Source organism: Mitsuaria sp. PDC51, assembly GCF_900113225.1.
Lineage (GTDB): Bacteria > Pseudomonadota > Gammaproteobacteria > Burkholderiales > Burkholderiaceae_C > Roseateles.
In genome coordinates this window covers 2,250,876-2,268,921 of sequence record NZ_FOZE01000001.1, presented here as the reverse complement: position 1 = coordinate 2,268,921, position 18,046 = coordinate 2,250,876, and the positions used below count along the sequence as shown (strand labels likewise).

Genomic DNA, 18,046 nt, shown 5'->3' with positions numbered 1-18,046 from the left:
GTCCCGTGAAGGTCATGGAACGTCCAAGCCCTCGAGCGCGCGGGTCCTGCCGACCCTCCCGTCCAGGCGCGCACGCGCCTGCCGCTCTCCCTCATTCATTCTTCAAAGGACAGTTCCATGACTTCATCGATTCGATGGACCTCCCGGCGCGCGTGGCTCCGGATCCTGTCGGGCCTGGCCCTGCTCGCGGGAGCCGCGCTGGCTCACGCGGCACCGGCGGCGCGCTCGGTGCCCAGCTGCACGAAGGTCTCGGTGAACGCCACCATCGACGTGCCCGCGGGCACCACCTGGGACGGCGTGGCGAAGTACGGCAAGTGGGTCTGCCTCGTGGGAAGCACGTCCAACATGAAGGGCACCCAGAGCGAGAGCCAGATCCCCATGTTCAAGCTGAACAATGGGGCGACGCTGAAGAACGTCGTGATCGGCGACGGCGCGCTGGGCTCCGGCACCAACCTCGCGGCCGGCGGGGCGGACGGGGTCCACTGCCATGGCGTGTGCAACATCACCAACGTGTACTGGGCCGATGTGGGCGAGGACGCGGCGACGCTGCTCAAGCTCAGCGGTGTCACCAGCAAGCTGACCATCTCCGGCGGTGCCGCCTTCAAGGCCGCCGACAAGGTCTTCCAGCACAACGGCGACGGCACGCTGGTCATCTCCGACTTCTATGCCGACAACGTGGGCAAGCTCTACCGCTCCTGCGGCAACTGCTCGACCCAGTACGCGCGCAAGGCGACCGTCTCCGGCGTCCGGCTGGGCACCTTGAACGTGGCCGCGGTGGGCGTGAACAGCAGCTACGACAGCAAGTCCGGCATCTCCGGGCAGTACGACGTGGCCACGATCGTCGACCTGGTCTACGCCGGCTCCAAGACCCGGTGCGACACCTACGTGGGCACGGGCAAGGGCAGCGACCCTCCCAGGGACACCAACGCCAGCCACATCGCGCGCAGCTGCGTCTTCAAGTGATGCGTGGGCGCCTGGCCTTCGCGCGCTGGGCGACCTGGTCGGCGCCGGGGCCCTTGGGCGCCCTGGTCCTGCTGGCCGGCGTCGCGGGCGGCGCGGCCCTGGTCGCGTCCACCGGTGGCGATCCGGCGCTCCCGTCTTCCGGGAGGGCTCCGGTGGCCGCCCTGGTCGACGCCGCCTCCGGCCCGTCGGCCAGTTCCGGTGTCGTGCCATCGACGCTGGCGCAGTCCGTCGACGAGGCCGGACTGGAGGCCCTGGTCACCTCGCTGGCGCGGCGCTGGCAGCGCGAACCGCTGCCGCGACAGGGCCGGGCCGCCGACCCGGCCCTGTTGTCCGACAGCCTGTCCCGCCTGAGGCCCTGGCTGCTGCGTCGACCGCAGGCGGTGTGGTCACGCCTGCCCGACCTCGGCCCCAGCGCCCTGCCCCTGTGGACGGCGCTGCTGCTGTCCGAGCTGAACCTGGATGCGTCCCTGGCATGGCGCCACGCCCTCCAGTTGAGTCAGCGGCATGCCGCCTGGACCGGGGACATCGTGGCGCCCTTGCTGGCGCCGATGTGGCAGCGCCGCGAGTTCGAACTGCTGTTGCGCGAGCTCGATGGCCTGCCCCTGGACGCGGACCTGCGGGAGCGATGGCGGACCGACACCGCGATGCGCTGGGCCGAAGCCGCCCCGGCCCAGGCCGCGGCCTGGGCCGCGCGCGGCGGCTCGGGCACGGCGGATCTGCTCGCGCAGATCCAGGACCGCTGGATCAACCAGGACGCCCGATCGGCGACCGTCTTCGCGAGCATGCTGCCTCGCGGGACCGGGCAGGCGCTGCTCGAGGAGTCCTTGTCGCGCTGGCTGGCGCTGGATGGCGTCGGCGCCCGGGACTGGATCCTGTCGCAGGGCAGCCAGGAAGGATTGGACCGGGTCATCGCCGCGCATGCGACCCAGGACGAGCTGGCTCGACACCAGCCGCTGGAGGCCATCGCGCTGGTGCGGCGCATCAGCGATCCGGACCGCCGCGACGAGGCTCAATGGGCGCTGGCCCGCACGCTTGGCGAGATCGACGCCACCCGCACCGACCTGATCGATCAGGCCCTGTGGGGCGCCCGGCCGCCGCACTGAAAACGGCTTCCCCACCTCGCTGAAGTCCTTCAGCCCAAGCTCAGCGAAGTCTCCTCGCCCGTGGTCCCCGAGAAGCGCAAGCCGTGCCGCGCCGGATCCTTGAAGTCGATCCACAACTCGGCCTGGTGCTCGCCGTGGGTCCAGGCGAGTCGAAGCTCCTCATCGCTCCCGCCGCGCATCTCGAACTGGCCGTTGAAGGCGGGGTGCGCGTTGCGCAGCTCGATCAGCCGCAACAGCTGCTGGACCACGTCCGCGCGCAGGCCTTCGTCGATCTCCGCGCGGGTGTAGTGATGACGGTTGATGTCGCGCCCGACGCCGGTGCGCTGCAGCAGCGCCAGGTCGTTGCGCCCGGCCAGCAAGCCGACGTAGTACACCTGCGGAATGCCGGGCAGGAAGAACTGGATCGCGCGCGCCAGCAGGTAGTCGCGCTCGTTGCCGCCCAGCGCGTCGAAGAAGGTGCAGTTGACCTGGTACAGGTCGAGGTTGGAGGCCGCCGCGCCGGTGGCCAGGCGGCTCTCGCCGCGGCTGTTGCGGTGGATCCATTCGACCAGCGCATCCAGCTCCTCGGGCGGCACCAGTCCCGGCGATCCCGCGCGGTCTGCCGCATCCGCGCCGATGTCGATGATGCCGATGCCGTCATGCGTGTCGAGCACCGTCAGCGCATTGCGCGGCCGCATGGCCGCCCACTGCTTCAAGGGCCCGGCGGTGCCGAAGGCGAAGGCATGCAGCACCAGCGGCGGCAGCGCGAAGTCGTACACCCAGTCGACCTGGCGCGCGATCTCGATCTGGCGGCGGTAGTAGCTGTGCACCTCGACCAGCACCTCGATGCCCAGCGCCCGGGCCTTGGCGCTGAAGGCGGCGATGAAGTCGAAGGTCTCCGGCATCATGAAACACGAGCGCCCCGCGCGCTTGATCGCATACCCCGCCGCATCCAGCCGGATGCTGCGGATGCCCACCGAGGCGAAGCGGCGCAGGATCGCGTCCAGGTAGGCCTCGCCGCTGGGATGCTCGACGTCGATGTCGATCTGCTGCGGCGTGAAGGTGGTCCAGAAGAGGCGCCGCGCATCGCCCGCCGGCAGCATCGTCAGCGGCAGGCCGGGACGCGGCCGGTAGACGGCGGTCAGCAGCGCCTCGTTCGCGCCGTCGGGGAACACGGCGTCCAGCGTCAGGAACAGGCCGGCATGCTCGGACGCCTCGCCGCGCGCCTGGTAGTCGAGGAACTGCGGCGACTGCGAGGACATGTGGTTCACGATCACGTCGGCCATCACGTCCAGCCCGCTCTCCGGCGCCGCGAGCGCCGCCAGGTCGGACCAGTCGCCCAGGCGCGGGTCCACCCGCGTGTGGTCGATCGGATCGAAGCCCGCGTCGGCGCCGTCGATCGGATGGAAGAACGGGAGCAGGTGCACGCCGCCGAAGCGGCCGCGCAGCGGATTGCCCTCGCCTTGCGTCAGCAGCGCCTGCAGCGCGCGCAGGTCCCCGCCGCCCAGGCGGTCGACATAGGTGATGAGTTGGACTTGGTTCTTCATGGACGGTCGAGGGTGACGGGGGGCGGGAGCGACGGCGCGCGCGCGGGCGCCTTCACCCGCAGCGTCGCCAGCGCGGCCAGCAGCATCAGCGTGCCGGCCAGGCGCAGCACGTTGGCGGGATCACCGTGCAGCACCGTGTCGTAGAGCAAGGGCAGCGTGAGCATCTGCAGCAGCATCGGGATCACGATGAACATGTTGAAGATGCCCATGTAGACGCCGGCCCGCTCCGGCGGAATGCAGCCGGCCAGCATCACGTAGGGATTGCCCATCATGCTGGCCCAGGCCACGCCGATGCCCAGCATCGGCACGAACAGCCAGGCGCGCTCGCGCACCAGCGGCAGGCTCCACATCGCGATGCCGGCGGCCACCAGGCAGGCCGCATGCACCCGTCGCGCGCCCAGGCGGCGCGTCAGCGGCAGCATGGCCAGGGCGGCGAGGAAGGCGACGAAGTTGTAGAAACCGCCGATCTGCCCGTTGAGCAGGCCCGCCTCGCGGAAACCGGCCGAGGACGCGTCGCTGGTGCCGAACAGCGAGCGCGCCAGGCTCGGCACGATGTAGATCCAGTAGCACATCATGGCGTACCACTGGCACAGCTTCATCCACCACAGCCGGCGCATCGTCTCGGGCATCTCGCGCAGCGCCGAGACGATCTCGCCGACGATCGCGCCCGGCGTGCGCGGCTGGGCGCGCAGCGCGTCGAGCGCGCGCGGCGTCATCGGCAGCTCCGGCACGCGGCGCACCGACCACCACACCGTCGTGAACGACAGCAGCGCGCCCAGCCCGAAGGCCACCGTCGTCGTCTGCGGGATGTGGTTGCCGCCGACCGCATCGCGGCTCATGCCCATGGCCACCAGCAGCGACGGCGTCAGGTAGGCCAGCGTCTGCGCCAGGCCGGTGAAGGCGCTCTGGATCATGAAGCCGGGCACGTGCTGCGACTCGTCGAGCCGGTCGCTGACATAGGCGCGGTAAGGCTCCATCGTCATGTTGTTGGCCGCGTCGAGGATCCACAGCAGCCCCGCGGCGAACCACAGCGCCGGGCTCATCGGCATCAGCAGCAGCCCCAGGCTGCACAGCAGCGCGCCGAACAGGAAGTACGGCGTGCGCCGGCCCCAGCGCGTGACCGTGCGGTCGCTGACCGCGCCGACCAGCGGCTGCACCAGCAGCCCCGTCACCGGGCCGGCCAGCCACAGCAGCGGCAGCGTGGCCTCGTCGGCGCCGAGGTACTTGTAGATCGGGCTCATGTTGCTCTGCTGCAGACCGAAGCTGAACTGGATGCCGAGGAAGCCGACATTCATGTTGACGATCTGCGCCAGGCTCAGGCGCGGCTTGATGCCGTTCATGGCTGCTCCGGTGCGGCCAGCGCGGCCCGCCAAGGGGTCGGATCGTGCATGCGCGGACCTCAGAAGTCGATCTTCAGCGTGGCGCGCAGCGTGCGGCCGTTGAGCGCCCGGGCGGCATGGCCGTCGCCCTCGATCTCGGTGTAGGCCAGCTTGTCGAACAGGTTGTTGGCCGACAGGCCCAGCATGATCTTCTCCGTCAGCGCGTAGTTCGCGAAGGCATTGACCACCGCATAAGCCTTCATCGTGATGGTGTTGGCATCGTCACCGTAGGACTTGCCGGAGCCCACCACCGCCGCGCCCAGTTCGAGGTCGCCGATGGTGTACGACGGCGCCAGCTGCCACACCAGCGCGGCCTGCCGTCGCGGCTTGTTGCCCACCAGCGCCGGGTCGTTGGCGCTGCGGATGCGGGCATGGGTCCAGGTCGCGCCGGCGGTCAGCCGCCACGGGCCGCTCGCGTACGCGCCTTCCAGCTCCAGGCCGCGGGCGCGGTAGCGGTTGGCGGTGAAGGTCCGCGTCGTGACCTCGTAGTTGCTCTCGTTGGTGCGGGCATCGAAGGCGGTGACGAACAGGCTCAGGCCGGACTTGTCGCGCCACTTCAGGCCAAGTTCGGTCTGGTCGATCTCGTTGATCGCCACCGGCACGGAGCCGTCCAGCGGATTGCCGTAGAGCAGGCGATCGGCGGAGAAGGCCACGCCGTTGCTGACGCGCCCGAACACCGCCAGGTCGCTGCTGAGCGCGTAGTTCACGCCGCCCGAATAGGAGGTGTGGGAGACCTTGTAGTCCACCTCCTGGCGCGAGGCCGGATCCCAGTTGCGCGTCTGGGCATTGCCGGCCAGCGTGTAGCCGCTGGCCCGCTGGCCGTCGCGGCGCACGCTCAGGTCGACGTTGACCGGGCCGCCCTCCCAGGCCAGCGCCAGGTAGGGGGAGGTCTGCGTGTACTGCACGTCGAAGGTGCGCGCGCAGCAGCCGCCCCAGGTGTCCCAGCCGCTGCTCACCGGCAGCGTCGAGGGCTGTCCGGCGGCATCGACGACACGCGCGCCGTTGTTGCTGAAGCTCAGGTTGTACTGGTTCCAGAACCAGGTCTGCGCCACCTGCTGCACGCCGTTGAACAGGCCGCCGAGCACCGTCGCCGACCCGCCGGCCAGCGCGAACTTGCGGCTCAGCTTCAGGTCGTTGAAGGTGTTGCCCAGGTCGTCCAGCGAGGTGTTGAACAGCGTGCCGGTGAAGAAGGCATTGCTGCCGTTGTTGCCGTTGTCCGCGGGGAACAGCGCCATGAAGCGGCCCGAGTTGCTGGTGCGGCGGAAGCGGTCCTCCAGCGTCCAGCCCTGGCCCAGGTCCAGGCTGGTCTCCAGCCCGATGGCGAAGCTCTTGACCCGCAGCCCGTCGCGCGTGCTCGTGGTGACGGGATTGCCGTTCCTGTCGACGGTGGTGTCGGCGGGCAGGCCCGAGGTCAGGAAGAAGGCCTGGCGCGGATCGATGCCGGCGACGGTCCGGATCTGGCCGTCGACGACCTGCACCGGCACCGGCATCAACGAGGGCGTGCGATCGTCCAGCGCCTTGAGGTTGAGCCGCAGGTAACCCGCGTCGAAGGTCTGGGTCAGGTTGGCCTTGATCTGCCCGCCCTGCTCCAGCGTGCGGCCGGTGGGACGGCCGCCCTCGCCCTGGCGCTGGAAGCCGCCGATGTGGAAGCTGGTGCCGCGCCCCAGCGAGCCGCCGTAGTCGGCCTCCACGCGCCACAGGCGGTGATCGAGGCCGCCGGTCAGCGCCATCGATCCGCCCTGCTCGCCCTTGCCGGTCTTGCTGATGAAGTTGATCAGGCCGCCCGGCGAGTTGCTGGCCAGCGTCGAGGCCGAACCGCCGCGCACCACCTCCAGCCGGTCGATGTTGACGTCGGCGCGCAGGAACTGGTCGGCGGTGCCGAAGGCGATGTCGCCGAACAGCAGCACCGGCAGCCCGTCCTCCTGGATCTGCACGTAGCGCGAGCCGCCCGCCGACAGCGGCACGCCGCGCACGGTGATGTTGGCGTTGCCCTCGCCGCCGGAGGACTCGGAGCGCAGACCCGGCACCGCGCGCAGCAGTTCCGCCGCGCTGGTCGCGCCGGTCTTGGCGATCTGCTCGCTGCCCATCGAGCTGATGGACAGGCTCTGCTTCATCTTGCTGGTCCTGGTCGAGGTCCCGGTCACGACGACCTGGTTCAGCGACAGCGCGTCGGTCGACGCCTCCTGGGGCGCCGCAGCGGCGGCTGGCTCGCTGGCGCGCTCGTTGGCCGAAGCGGGCGCGGCGGCTAGCGGCGCGGCCTCGGGCGTGGCGGTCTGGCTCCAGGCAGCGGGGAAAGCCAGCGAGAGGGCGATCGCCAGCGGCAGCCGGCGCAAGGGCGAGGAAGGACGCATGTCGGGTGTCTCCGGTCGTTGTGCCGCACCGACCTCGACGTGGGTCGGCGTGGATCGCCGCACTGGTGGCGGCCTGCATGCATTGTGGTCGACCCGGCCGTTCATTGCAATCGATTGCAAAACAGCGAAAACCCTAAGTCATCGCTCAGGCAGACATTAGTTTGACGGCATGAAAAAGCATCAAACAGCGTATTGAGCGAACTTCACTCTACGGTATCGGGTGCAATCCGGCGCAATCCAATGCAATCGGTTGCATTCGATTTTGCAGAGTGCCGTGGCGCGCACGTCCGCACCCGGGCCTTAGCCCTTTGCGCGCAGCGAACTGTCGCGGACGACGAGGTGGACCGGCAGCGTCAGCGGCGCGACGCGCTCGCCGGCGAGCATCTGCATCAGCGCATCGACCAGCGCCTCGGCCGCCTCGGCCACCGGCTGGTGGACGGTGGTCAGCGCGGGCGTGCCGTAGGCGGCAAGCGCCATGTCGTCGTAGCCGGTGACGGACACGTCCCCCGGCACCGAGCGCCCCGCCGCGCGCAGCGCGCGCACCGCCTCCAGGGCCAGCAGGTCGGAACAGGCCATCACCCCGTCGACCTCCCGGTGCGCGGCGAAGAAGGCCTCGATCGGCGCCCGCGCGGCGGCCGGCGCGAAGGAGACCGGCAGCTCCAGCGCCGGGTCGGGCGCGAGGCCGGCATCGCGCAGCGCCTGCCAGTGGCCCTGCCGGCGATGCAGCACCTCGGGCAGCTGGGCATCGCCGAGGAAGGCGATGCGGCGGCGGCCGGCCTCGATCAGGTGCCGCGTGGCGATCAGCCCGCCCGCATGGTTGTCGCCGCCGACGGTGCAGTAGAGCTGCTGCGGCAGCTCCGCGCCCCAGACCACCACCGGCATGTGGCGCGCGGCCAGCTCGTTGAGCTGGTCGTGATGGCGCCACTGGCCGATCAGCAGCAGGCCGCAGGCCTTGCCCATCTCGACGCCGCGCACGGCCTGGTCGAGATGGTCCGCGTCGACGCGCGACAGCAGCATGTCGAAGCCGCGCGCGGTCAGCACGTCGGCGATCGCGCCGACGATGGTGAGGAAGAAGGGATCGGAGATGTGCTGGCGGGAGTCGCGGTCGTAAGGCACGACCACCGCGACGGTGCGGTTCTCCTGCAGCCGGAAGCTCTTGGCGCCGAGGTTGATGGTGTAGTTCAGCGACTTGGCCAATTCCTCGACCCGCCGGCGCGTCTCCGCGTTGACCAGCGGGCTGCCGTTGAGGCAGCGGGACACCGTCGAGACGGACACGCCGGCCATCCGCGCGATGTCCGCCATCTGCAAGCGCCGCCGGTCGGCGGCCTCCCTCTCATCCGATTTCATGAACACGACCTTCTCGAGCGAATCGGGACGAGTTTCGCAGAAGGTCCGCGCCGCTCGCAGGGTCGCCCACGACGCCGCTGAGCCGCCGCAGTACCAGCGCAGTACCGCCGCGGCGAGGCACCGCCCCACCGCGGCGGCGCCGCTTCACTTCACGGTGACGGAGAAGTTCTTCGCACCGAAGTTCATGCCGCCGGCCGAGGAGGTGATCTCGAAGCCGTACTGCACGTCGCCGACGACCAGGTCGCCCATCCAGCCCAGGTTCTTCAGGTAGTTGAGGATGGCGCGCACGTCCACGGTCGTGTTGTTGGTCTTCGTGGTGCGCAGGAAGGAATACACCATGTTGTTGCCGTTGTTGCCGCGGTAGACATTCCAGGTCGAGCCGCCCACCGAGACGTTGGTGTAGACGGGGATCGCGCAGCCCGCGGCGGTCCAGTTGTAGGAGATCGGCTTGACGTTGCCGCAGCCGCCGGCGGTGCCGGTGTAGTTCAGCCACAGCATGATCTCGTGGGCGTTGTTGCCGACCCAGATGTCGTAGGTCGACTCCCAGGCGCCGCCCGATGGCGTGGTCGCGCTGATGGTGGACGTCAGCGTGGACAGCGAGCTGATCGTGCGGTTCACCGCGTAGCCGATGTGCGGGTAGGACTTGATCCCGCCGGTGTTGGGCTGGTCGGACCAGACGCCCCAGTCGGCGTTCGAATTGGCCCAGATGGTCTGGGCACCGGCGGCCAGGTTGCTGCAGGGCGACCAGACGTCGTTGTTGAAGCCGTAGCTGCCGTAGGTCCAGGTGGCGAAGAGATTGGGCGCCGAGCAGGAGGACGTCGCCGGCGAGGAGGCGGCCCAAGTGGCGGCCTGCGCGCCCGGTGCGGCCGCGGCCAGCGTGGTGACGAGGGCGGCTGCGAGCAGCGTGCGATGGGTGAGGTTCATAGGTCTCCGTGTGTTGTTGATGTGAGGATGCCGTGAAGACCGCGCGCGATGTCAGCGTTGTCAGCCGGCCAATTAATTCAGCCCCCAAACAATTAGTTCAACCATCGGGGTAACCCGGCGTCGGCCCCCTCCCGGACCACTCCCGCCGCCTTGCCCATTCATCCCCGCGCAAGCAGGAATGGGCAAGACGAAAGCAGTTTCGTGCCTTGTCGGCTCCTGGGCGCCGGCGGAACAATCCGCCCCATCGAGTCGATCCTTCGATCACCGCCACGGAGCCGCAAGCCATGAACAACTTCATCCTCAACACCCCCACCAAGATCCTTTTCGGCCAGGGCCAGATCGCCCAGCTCGGCCAGGAGATTCCCGCCGACGCGCGCATCCTGATCACCTACGGCGGCGGCAGCATCAAGAAGAACGGCGTGCTCGACCAGGTCCGCGCGGCGCTGGCCGGCCGCACGGTGCTCGAGTTCTCCGGCATCGAGCCCAATCCCACCTTCGAGACGCTGATGAAGGCCGTCGAGGTGGTCAAGGCTGAGCGCATCGACTTCCTGCTGGCCGTGGGCGGCGGCTCGGTCGCGGACGGGACCAAGTTCATCGCCGCGGCCGCGCGCTACGAGGCCTCGCCGGATACCTGGGAGATCCTGCTGACCCGCGGCGCCAAGGTCGCCGACGCGGTGAAGATGGGCGTCGTGCTGACGCTGCCGGCCACCGGCTCCGAGTCCAACAACGGCGCCGTCATCAGCCGCCGGGAGACCGGCGACAAGCTGCCCTTCTTCTCGCCCTTCACCTATCCGGTGTTCGCGGTGCTCGACCCGGCGACCACCTACTCGCTGCCGGCGCGCCAGGTCGCCAACGGCGTCGTCGACGCCTTCGTCCACACCGTCGAGCAGTACCTGACCCATCCCGCCGAAGGCCGCATCCAGGACCGCTTCGCCGAGGGCATCCTGCAGACGCTGATCGAGGAAGGCCCGCGCGCGCTGACCGAGCCCGAGAACTACGACGTCCGCGCCAACGTGATGTGGAGCGCGACGCAGGCGCTCAACGGCCTGATCGGCGCCGGCGTGCCGCAGGACTGGGCGACGCACATGATCGGCCACGAGCTGACCGCGATGCATGGGCTCGATCACGCGCAGACGCTGGCGATCGTGCTGCCGTCGGTGCTGGCCTACAAGAAGGAGCAGAAGCGCGCCAAGCTGCTGCAGTACGCGGACCGCGTCTGGGGCCTGCGCGAGGGCACCGAAGCGCAGCGCATCGACGGCGCGATCGCGGCCACGCGCGCGTTCTTCGAGCAACTGGGCGTGGGCACGCGCCTGTCCGCCTACGGCCTGGACGGCAGCACCATCCCGGCGATGATCGCCAAGCTCCAGGAACACGGCGGCACGGCGCTGGGCGAGCACCAGGACATCCGCCTCGAGGACAGCCAGCGCATCCTCGAAGCGGCCCGCTGAGCCGACGGCCTTCCCCTCGCGCGGCGCGGACGGACCCTGGTCCGCCCGCGCCCGATGTCCTTCCAGATCCCATGGCGACCACCCTCAACGACAGCATCCGCCGGCGCATCGTCGACGCCGCGACTCGCTTCTCGACCGGGTCCTTCGCGACGCCCTCCCCGGTGGCCGGCGTGCGCGTGCTCTACACCGAGACGCCGCATCCCCGCACGCCGGTGCTCTACGAACCGTCGATCGTCATCGTGGCGCAGGGCGCGAAGGTGGGGCACGTGGGCGACCGGACCTTCCGCTACGACGCGGACAACTATCTGCTGCTGACGGTGCCCCTGCCCTTCGAGTGCCAGACGATCGCGAGCCGCAAGGAGCCCTTCGTCGGCGTGTCGATCGACATCGACACCGCGATGCTGCAGGAGCTGCTGATCGACCTGGAGGACGAGGACTTCGACCGTCCCGCCAGCCTCGAATGCCCCGGCGTCAACAGCGCGCCCTTCACCGAGGAGGTGCTGTGCGCGCTCGAGCGGCTGGTCGACGCGATGGACCATCCGCGCGACGCCAAGGTGCTGGGCCGGCTGATCGTCAAGGAGATCGTCTACCACGTGCTGTGCGGCGACAGCGGCGCGGCGCTGCAGGCGCTGGCCCACCGGCACACGCACTTCGCGCAGGTGACCAAGGCGCTGCAGCACATCGAGTCGAACTACGCCAAGCCCTTGAACGTCGAGCAGCTGGCCAAACTCGTGAACATGAGCGTGTCCGCCTTCCATCACAACTTCAAGGCGGTCACCAACACCTCGCCGCTGCAGTACGTGAAGAGCTACAAGCTGCACAAGGCGCGGCTGATCATGCTGAACGAAGGTGTGAAGGCCGGCGTCGCCGCCACGCGCGTGGGTTATGAGAGCCCGTCGCAGTTCAGCCGCGAGTTCAAGCGCTACTTCGGCGCCACGCCGCTGGATGAAGTGGCGCGGCTGAGGGCGCCGCGGTAAGCCGCGCGCCCTCGCCGCCTGGGGCTCACTGCCCGCCGGTCTTGCCGGCCTTGGCCTCGGCCGAGGTGCTCGCGCTGCCCTGCCCGCTCACCCGACCGCCGTCCCGGCTGGCCTGCGCGGAGCCCGAGGCCTTCGCGCTGCCACTGGCCTGCGCGCCGTGGGCGCGCTCGGGCGAGGCCGGCGAGGAAGGTGACGTCGGCGAGGAAGGCGAGGAAATCGTGGAAGGGGTCGAGGTCGAGCCGGTACCGCTCGTTGCCGCGGCAGTTCCTTCCGCGCTGACCTGATGGGCCTGGCCCGCCGTGTGATCCAGCTGGCCGCCAGCTGCGCTGGCCGCACCCGCCGCGCGGGTGACGCCTTGTTCGGCGCGTTCGTTCAACGAGGTCGTCGCGTCGGCGGCCTTGTCCTGCGCCCGTGTCGCGAGATCCTGCGCGCGGCCGACGCCGTCCTGCGCGCGCTCCGTGGCCTTGCCGCGCGCGGCCTCGACGCCATCACCCACCCGGCCCGTCGCCTGCTGCGCGCGGTCGCTCACCTTGCCGGCCGCCTGGTCCGCGCGGTCCCGCGTGTTCTGCAGCGCATCGCGGCCGCGACTCAGGTCCGGTCGCTGGCCCAGGCCGCCCATCCCACCCAGGCTGCCGCCGATCTGCCCGCTGGCGCCGCCGGAGAGGCCGCCACCGCCGCCGAGCAAGCCCGCATGCGCCGGCTGTGCCAAGGCGCCGAGGACCGCCACCAGGGTGCCTGCCACCACGGGCCAAAGACCTTGGGTCTGCTTCGAAATTGCGTTCATGTCGATCTCCTGGTTCGAGAGCCGCGGAACCGTTCCGCGGCTTGCACTGGGAGAACGACGCGGCCGGATCGCTTCTTCCCGGCCAGTTGCAACCAATGGTTTTCAGCGCAGGTCGCCAGCGTTCACGCGCAGCGAGGCGCCAACGAGCCCGACGCCATACACATCGTCACGCCCCGGGGCGCCCAGGTCGATCGCCTCGCGCGCGAGCGCATTGAAGGCTGACGAGGACGCTGCGCGATCGGACGACGGCAGGCGCGCCGCGAGCAGCCCCGCCACCAGCGGCGCGGCGAACGAGGTGCCGCGCACGGCCGCGTAGCCACGCCCGCCGGCCTCGGCGGCGACCATGTCGGCCCCCGGCGCGGCGAAGGCGACATGCGGCCCGCGCCCGGCCTCGACGAGCACGCGCCGGCGCGCGTCGACGCCCGTGACCGCGATCACGCCGGGCCATGCGGCCGGATAGAGCGGCGGCGCCGACGGCCCGTCGTTGCCGACCGGCGCGACGATCAGGAGCCCCTTGTCCTGCGCCGCCTCGACCACGCGTCGCAGCAGCGCGTTGGGCGGGCCGACCAGGCTGATGTTGACCACGCCCACCCGCATCCGTGCCAGCCAGGCAAAGCCTTCGGCGATCGCCTGCACGCCGCCGCCGGCCTGGGACCCGCCCTCGCAATACACGTCCATCGCGAAGAGGCGCCCGCGCGGCAGCGCGCCGCGGAAGCCGATCTCGGAATCGCCCACCAGCAGCGACGCCACGGCCGTGCCATGCGCCGCGGGCCGGGCCTGGCCCTCGCAACCCTGTCGAGTCAGCGCCACATGCCGCAGCGAGGGATGGGCGGCATCGACGCCGCTGTCGATCATGCCGACGCGACGCTCGCCGGTGACGGCCCCTTCGGTCTCGATGGAGCCGGTCGCGTTTCCGCCGGTGCTGGTGCTCGAGGCGGCGGGCTGGGTCGCGGTCGCGCTTGCGCTTGCGCTTGCGCTTGCGCTTGCGAGCGTGGTCACCGTAGCGCCCCGACTCGACGGCGGCGCGCCTTCCGTCGACGTTGCCGTGCCCGCGTCGACGTAGACATGGTGATAGTCGTAGCTGCCCTCCGGGTCCTCGGCGCGCAGCTGCGCGATCCGCGCGGCCAGCGCTGAAGGCGAGGTCCCTGCGGACGCCCGCAGCCGCAACCAGGCGAGGTCCAACCCATCCAGCCGCGTCTCCTCCACCCGATCCCACCCGTCCATCGACAGCACGCGCTGCCGCGCCTGCGCCGACGACGGCAACGCGAGCACCTCGCCGATGAACACCAGTTCGTCCGCCGCGTTGCGCTGAAGCTGGTCGGGATGGCGCCGAAGCAGCTGATCGGCGAGCCGCTCGCGCCAGCGCAGCGGATCGACCGGCGCGAGCAGTTGGCTGGTCGAGGTCAACAGCGGCTCGGTACGGCGCAGCAGCTCGCCGCCGGGCAGGCGCCCACCGCCGGGCAGATTGGGCAGACGGACCTGCGCCGACGCGGGCAGCGCCGTGATCAAGGCCGCGGCCAGGCCGAGGATCGGAAGGAATTTCAAGCTCATCGACGGATAACGTCCGGCACACGGAAGAAAATCCGCGCCGCCGTCGTTCTATTCATCAGGCATCCCATCGCATGAGCATATTGGAGTTGCAATCCGCCCTGGCCGCGCTGCTGCCCCGGCTGCGGCGCTTCGCCCGCAGCCTGACGCATCACCGCGAGGATGCGGACGACCTCGTGCAGGTGGCCGTGGAGCGGGCGCTGCGGGCCTTGGACCAGTACGAGCCCGGCACGCGCCTGGACAGCTGGATGTTCAGGATCATGAAGAACGCCTGGATCGACGAGCAGCGCGCCCGCGGCCGGCGCGCCGAGGTGCTGGCTCCCGAGGAGGCGGGTGAGCACGTCGGCGTGTCCGAGACGGGTCGGCACATCGCGCGCTTGTCGGTGCAGGCGGCGATGGCGCGGCTCCCCGAGGAGCAGCGCCTGGTGGTGAGCCTGGTGCTGGTCGAGGGCCTGCCCTACAAGGAGGCCGCGGCGGTGCTGGAGGTTCCGATCGGCACCGTCACCAGCCGGCTGGCACGGGCGAAGGACACGCTGCAGCAACTGCTGGGCGACGGCGACATCGACGCATGAGCGGCACATGAGCGGCGAAGGACAGGACATGAACGGCGCAATGGATTCCGGCCGCGAGCGCGGCCAAGACAGCGGCGATGGCGGCGATGAGGTCGGCGGCGCAGGCCCGGGTCGGGAGCGCGGCGAGCACCGCGAGGATGAGCTCGATGCCACGCGGACGATGGACGATGCGACGCGCGTCGCCGCCTATGTCGACGACGAGATGGACGCGGCGGAGCGCGCGCGCTTCGAAGCGAGGCTGGCGGAGGATGCGACGCTCGGCGCCGCGGTGGCGAGGGAACGACGCCTGCGCGCGCGGCTGGCGCAAGCCTTCGATCCCGTGCTTGCGGAGCCCGTGCCGGAGCGGCTGAGCGCGCTCTTCGCGAATCGCGAGGCCGTCACCGAGGCCGCCGCCGAGCCCGCGCCCGCCGCGGTGCCCGGTCCGTCCGCCAAGCCAGGCACCAGGCCAGACACCAAGCCCATCGACCTCGACGAGGAACGTCGGCGTCGCCGCGGAGGTTGGCTGACCTGGGGCGGCATGGCGGCCAGCCTGGCGCTGGGCGTGTTGATCGGCACGACCTGGCTGGCGCCGCGCGGAGCGCTCGAGGTGGCGGCAGACGGCGGCTGGCTCGCCGAAGGTGCCCTCGCCCAGGCCCTGGACGCGCAGCTGTCCGGCGCGGCGGCGCCCGGTTCCTCCACCCGCGTGGGCCTGAGCTTCGTGTCGCGGGACGGTCGATACTGCCGCGCCTTCACGGTGGGCGGGGCGGATGCCGGCGGTGCCACGGCGGGCCTGGCCTGCCGCGGCGACGACGCATGGCGCGTGCGGCAACTCGCGACGATCACGGCGGGGTCCGCTTCAGCGTCCCCGACCGCATCGACATCCGCAGCGTCGGAGGCCTTCCGGATGGCGGCCTCTCCCTGGCCGCAAGCGCTGCTCGACGACATGGATCGCCTGCGCGAGGGCGATCCCTTGTCGAGCGCGGACGAGCGGGACGCCATGCGTCGCGACTGGCGGCGCTGAGCGCCTCAGCGGCGCTCGGCATCCACCGTCGCGTGCAGCCCACGCGCGGCGCGGCGTGCCTGCCAGCCGGTCACGCGACGTCCCAGCCGGGACGCCGCGATGGCGGTCGACTCAAGGGAACGAGACGTTGGTGGTCGTCGTCGCGCCGGCGGTCAGCGTCAGCGGTCCGGCCGTCTTCGTCGCCAGGCCGGAACTGGCCTCCAGCCCGTACTTCGCCGCGGCGCTCGCATCCGCGCCGAAGTTCAACGCACCCAGCGGCGCGACATACGCCGCCACCATCGGCGCGCCGGTCGGCAGCGTCATGCTGTAGGCGCCGGTGGTCGCGTCGACGCCGCGTGTCGCGACCTCGATCTTTTCGCCGCCGAGCAGCGTCTGGGTCGCGCGCACGCTCGCGTCGATCGGCGTGAGGCTGGTGGTGACGGTCCCGGCCGCGGTGCCGCTCATCGAGACGCCCAAACTCAGCGGCGAGGTGGCGCCGTTGAGCAAGGTGACGGTGGAGGCGGCCACGGTCAAACCGGTGACGACGTCGGTCGTGCGTCCTGGCGCGGTGATGACCAGCGTGTAGCTGCCCGGCGCGACCGGCTGCAGCAGGAACTTGCCGGTTGAATCCGGCGCCGTCGCCTTGATGACCACCCCGCCTTGCTGGACGGACACCCTCGTCGCGCCGTTGGCCGCCGCGCTGTCGACGTAGCCGCTGACACCCGAGACGAAGTTGGGCGTGACGGCGACGACCGGCTTGAGCAGGTACTTGCCGGAGTTGCCGGCGGTGACGACGGACTTGCAGGCGTCGAAGTCCAGCACGAAGTCGGCGAGCTGGTTGGCGGCGATGGTGATGTCGACGTTGAGCTTCACACCGCTCTGGATGGCGCTGGGCGTGTCGAGCGCAACTTCGGTGCCGCCGGTCGGCACGATGGAGTTCAGCAAGGGATCGCTGCCGCCGTTGGCGGCGAGCACGAGGCGCATCTGCGTGTAATGGCCGGTCTGCAGGGGGATCTGCCCGAGGGACGCGAGCACGCCGTTGGTCAGCGTGAGCAGGTCCACGCGCTTGGGGGTGCTGAAGTTCAGTTCCGCCCAGCCGGCGTCGGTGTCGGCGGCGGTCGCGCTCTGGTGGACGCGGATCTTCTGGATCGCGACGTTGACGTGGTCGAAGCCGCAAGTGGGGGCGTCGGTCAAGGAGAGGCCGAGGGTGCCCATGGCTGCGGCAGGAGGGTCATCGCCGCCGGAGCCGCCGCCGCAGGCGGCAAGCAAGGTGAGACAGGCGGCGGTCAGGCCGGCGGTGAGAAAGCGGGGGAACTTCATGGCGGCTCCTTGCCTTTCGGCCACCGCCTGGACGCGGGTCACAGCCGATGGGTACGGGGAGCGTACGCCTTGCGCCTCGTCAAGGGTGATGCGAGGTGGTGGGAAGTATCACCAGATGCAACGGGGCTTGTTTAAAGGCTGCGCTCACGTCTTAACTGCGCCACATCGAGGCCCGCCCCGCGCCAGCACCCCGGAATGTTGCTTACGCCAGTGAGTTTCCTAGCGAGCGCTGCGCTGTCGCCAGCGCAGCGGATTTAAATCTCGCCTTAAGCCAGACAGTCGAGCCGCCATCTCAAAAACCTGGAGGCCATTCCGAGTATTCGGGAGTAGCCCAGAGATCAGGGGAATCGGGGAACCGTTCAAAACCCTTATCAACTCGAAGCCTGTATTGTTCAAGCGGCAAAGAACGATACAGCTCTCCAAACAAGCGCTCCCAAACCCGCTTCTGAAATATTTGAAGGCTTCTTGCGTGCTCTTTCACGTCGCCGGTGGCCTGCCACCGATCGTCTATCCCCGGCAGCCAAAAGCTGCTAAACGGAATACCTTGAGAGATGCAGACCCTCGAAGCTTCCCGCCTCAGTTCTCTTCCCCGCGCACTCCAATTCACCGTTTGCGGCATCAGCCACTTTTCAATAGCTGCATCTGCATGAATTGCGTCCGCAAGATCCATCGAAAACAGTTGCGCGTCATAACCATAATGCTCAGCCTCATCCTCAGAGAAGGGAAGCATTATTAATTCAGCATGACGAAAGGAAACATCTTTCACGGCCTGACTCCCCCTCCGCTGACGCGCCTCCGATCTGGCATCTTCACGCTTGCATTTTT

The 18,046-nt window shown here is 69.8% G+C and carries 15 protein-coding genes; 6 read left to right on the top strand and 9 right to left on the bottom strand.

The features are described from left to right. The first annotated feature begins 117 nt into the window (after window positions 1-117). On the top strand, window positions 118-963 hold the full coding sequence (locus BM393_RS09710; RefSeq protein WP_091724568.1) for a pectate lyase: 846 nt from the start codon (window positions 118-120) through the stop codon (window positions 961-963). A 53-nt stretch (window positions 964-1,016) separates the two neighbouring features. Then, entirely contained in the window at window positions 1,017-2,066 is a 1,050-nt protein-coding gene (locus tag BM393_RS09705; protein ID WP_141225279.1) for a hypothetical protein, read from the top strand. Window positions 2,067-2,095: 29 nt separating this feature from the next. On the opposite strand, the gene gtfA is transcribed toward BM393_RS09705, so the two are convergent. The 5 genes from gtfA to BM393_RS09680 all read right to left on the bottom strand — a co-directional run bounded on the left by gtfA (window position 2,096) and on the right by BM393_RS09680 (window position 9,593). Further along, window positions 2,096-3,592 carry a sucrose phosphorylase gene (gene gtfA, locus BM393_RS09700; RefSeq protein WP_091724566.1) on the bottom strand — a complete coding sequence of 499 codons (1,497 nt, stop codon included), beginning with the start codon at window positions 3,590-3,592 and terminating at the stop codon, window positions 2,096-2,098. Beyond that, window positions 3,589-4,932 (bottom strand): MFS transporter, encoded by a 1,344-nt coding sequence (locus BM393_RS09695; RefSeq protein WP_091724565.1) that lies wholly within the window; start codon window positions 4,930-4,932, stop codon window positions 3,589-3,591. The genes gtfA and BM393_RS09695 overlap by 4 nt, the downstream gene beginning before the upstream one ends. Window positions 4,933-4,991: 59 nt before the next feature. Beyond that, the gene (locus BM393_RS09690; RefSeq protein ID WP_091724564.1) at window positions 4,992-7,322 is read right to left on the bottom strand and encodes a TonB-dependent siderophore receptor; all 2,331 of its coding nucleotides are present in this window, start codon (window positions 7,320-7,322) and stop codon (window positions 4,992-4,994) included. 300 nt (window positions 7,323-7,622) lie between these two features. Then, complete coding sequence (locus BM393_RS09685; RefSeq protein WP_254783315.1) at window positions 7,623-8,669, bottom strand: LacI family DNA-binding transcriptional regulator; 1,047 nt, start codon at window positions 8,667-8,669, stop codon at window positions 7,623-7,625. Between the two features lie 144 nt (window positions 8,670-8,813). Then, on the bottom strand, window positions 8,814-9,593 hold the full coding sequence (locus BM393_RS09680) for a GH12 family glycosyl hydrolase domain-containing protein (protein ID WP_091724563.1): 780 nt from the start codon (window positions 9,591-9,593) through the stop codon (window positions 8,814-8,816). Window positions 9,594-9,877: 284 nt separating this feature from the next. Here BM393_RS09680 and yqhD point away from each other — a divergent pair, with 284 nt between their 5' ends. Continuing rightward, a complete protein-coding gene (yqhD, locus tag BM393_RS09675) occupies window positions 9,878-11,041 on the top strand; it encodes an alcohol dehydrogenase (protein WP_091724562.1) in 1,164 nt (387 codons plus the stop codon). Between the two features lie 71 nt (window positions 11,042-11,112). Next, window positions 11,113-12,018: an AraC family transcriptional regulator gene (locus BM393_RS09670; protein ID WP_091724561.1), complete on the top strand. Its 906-nt coding sequence runs from the start codon at window positions 11,113-11,115 to the stop codon at window positions 12,016-12,018. Window positions 12,019-12,043: 25 nt separating this feature from the next. On the opposite strand, the gene BM393_RS25680 is transcribed toward BM393_RS09670, so the two are convergent. After that, entirely contained in the window at window positions 12,044-12,802 is a 759-nt protein-coding gene (locus BM393_RS25680; protein WP_175538263.1) for a hypothetical protein, read from the bottom strand. Between the two features lie 102 nt (window positions 12,803-12,904). Continuing rightward, window positions 12,905-14,353 carry a S8 family serine peptidase gene (locus BM393_RS09660; RefSeq protein WP_091724559.1) on the bottom strand — a complete coding sequence of 483 codons (1,449 nt, stop codon included), beginning with the start codon at window positions 14,351-14,353 and terminating at the stop codon, window positions 12,905-12,907. Between the two features lie 71 nt (window positions 14,354-14,424). On the opposite strand from BM393_RS09660, the gene BM393_RS09655 reads away from it, so the two are divergent. Together BM393_RS09655 and BM393_RS09650 are read left to right on the top strand one after the other, a co-directional pair. Further along, window positions 14,425-14,922 carry an RNA polymerase sigma factor gene (locus tag BM393_RS09655; RefSeq protein ID WP_217648405.1) on the top strand — a complete coding sequence of 166 codons (498 nt, stop codon included), beginning with the start codon at window positions 14,425-14,427 and terminating at the stop codon, window positions 14,920-14,922. Window positions 14,923-14,929: 7 nt separating this feature from the next. Beyond that, on the top strand, window positions 14,930-15,922 hold the full coding sequence (locus BM393_RS09650; RefSeq protein ID WP_091724557.1) for a hypothetical protein: 993 nt from the start codon (window positions 14,930-14,932) through the stop codon (window positions 15,920-15,922). A 111-nt stretch (window positions 15,923-16,033) separates the two neighbouring features. On the opposite strand, the gene BM393_RS09645 is transcribed toward BM393_RS09650, so the two are convergent. Together BM393_RS09645 and BM393_RS25205 are read right to left on the bottom strand one after the other, a co-directional pair. Beyond that, window positions 16,034-17,221: a DUF4382 domain-containing protein gene (locus tag BM393_RS09645; protein WP_091724556.1), complete on the bottom strand. Its 1,188-nt coding sequence runs from the start codon at window positions 17,219-17,221 to the stop codon at window positions 16,034-16,036. Window positions 17,222-17,513: 292 nt separating this feature from the next. Further along, entirely contained in the window at window positions 17,514-17,987 is a 474-nt protein-coding gene (locus tag BM393_RS25205) for a hypothetical protein (protein ID WP_141225278.1), read from the bottom strand. Window positions 17,988-18,046: the final 59 nt, after the last annotated feature.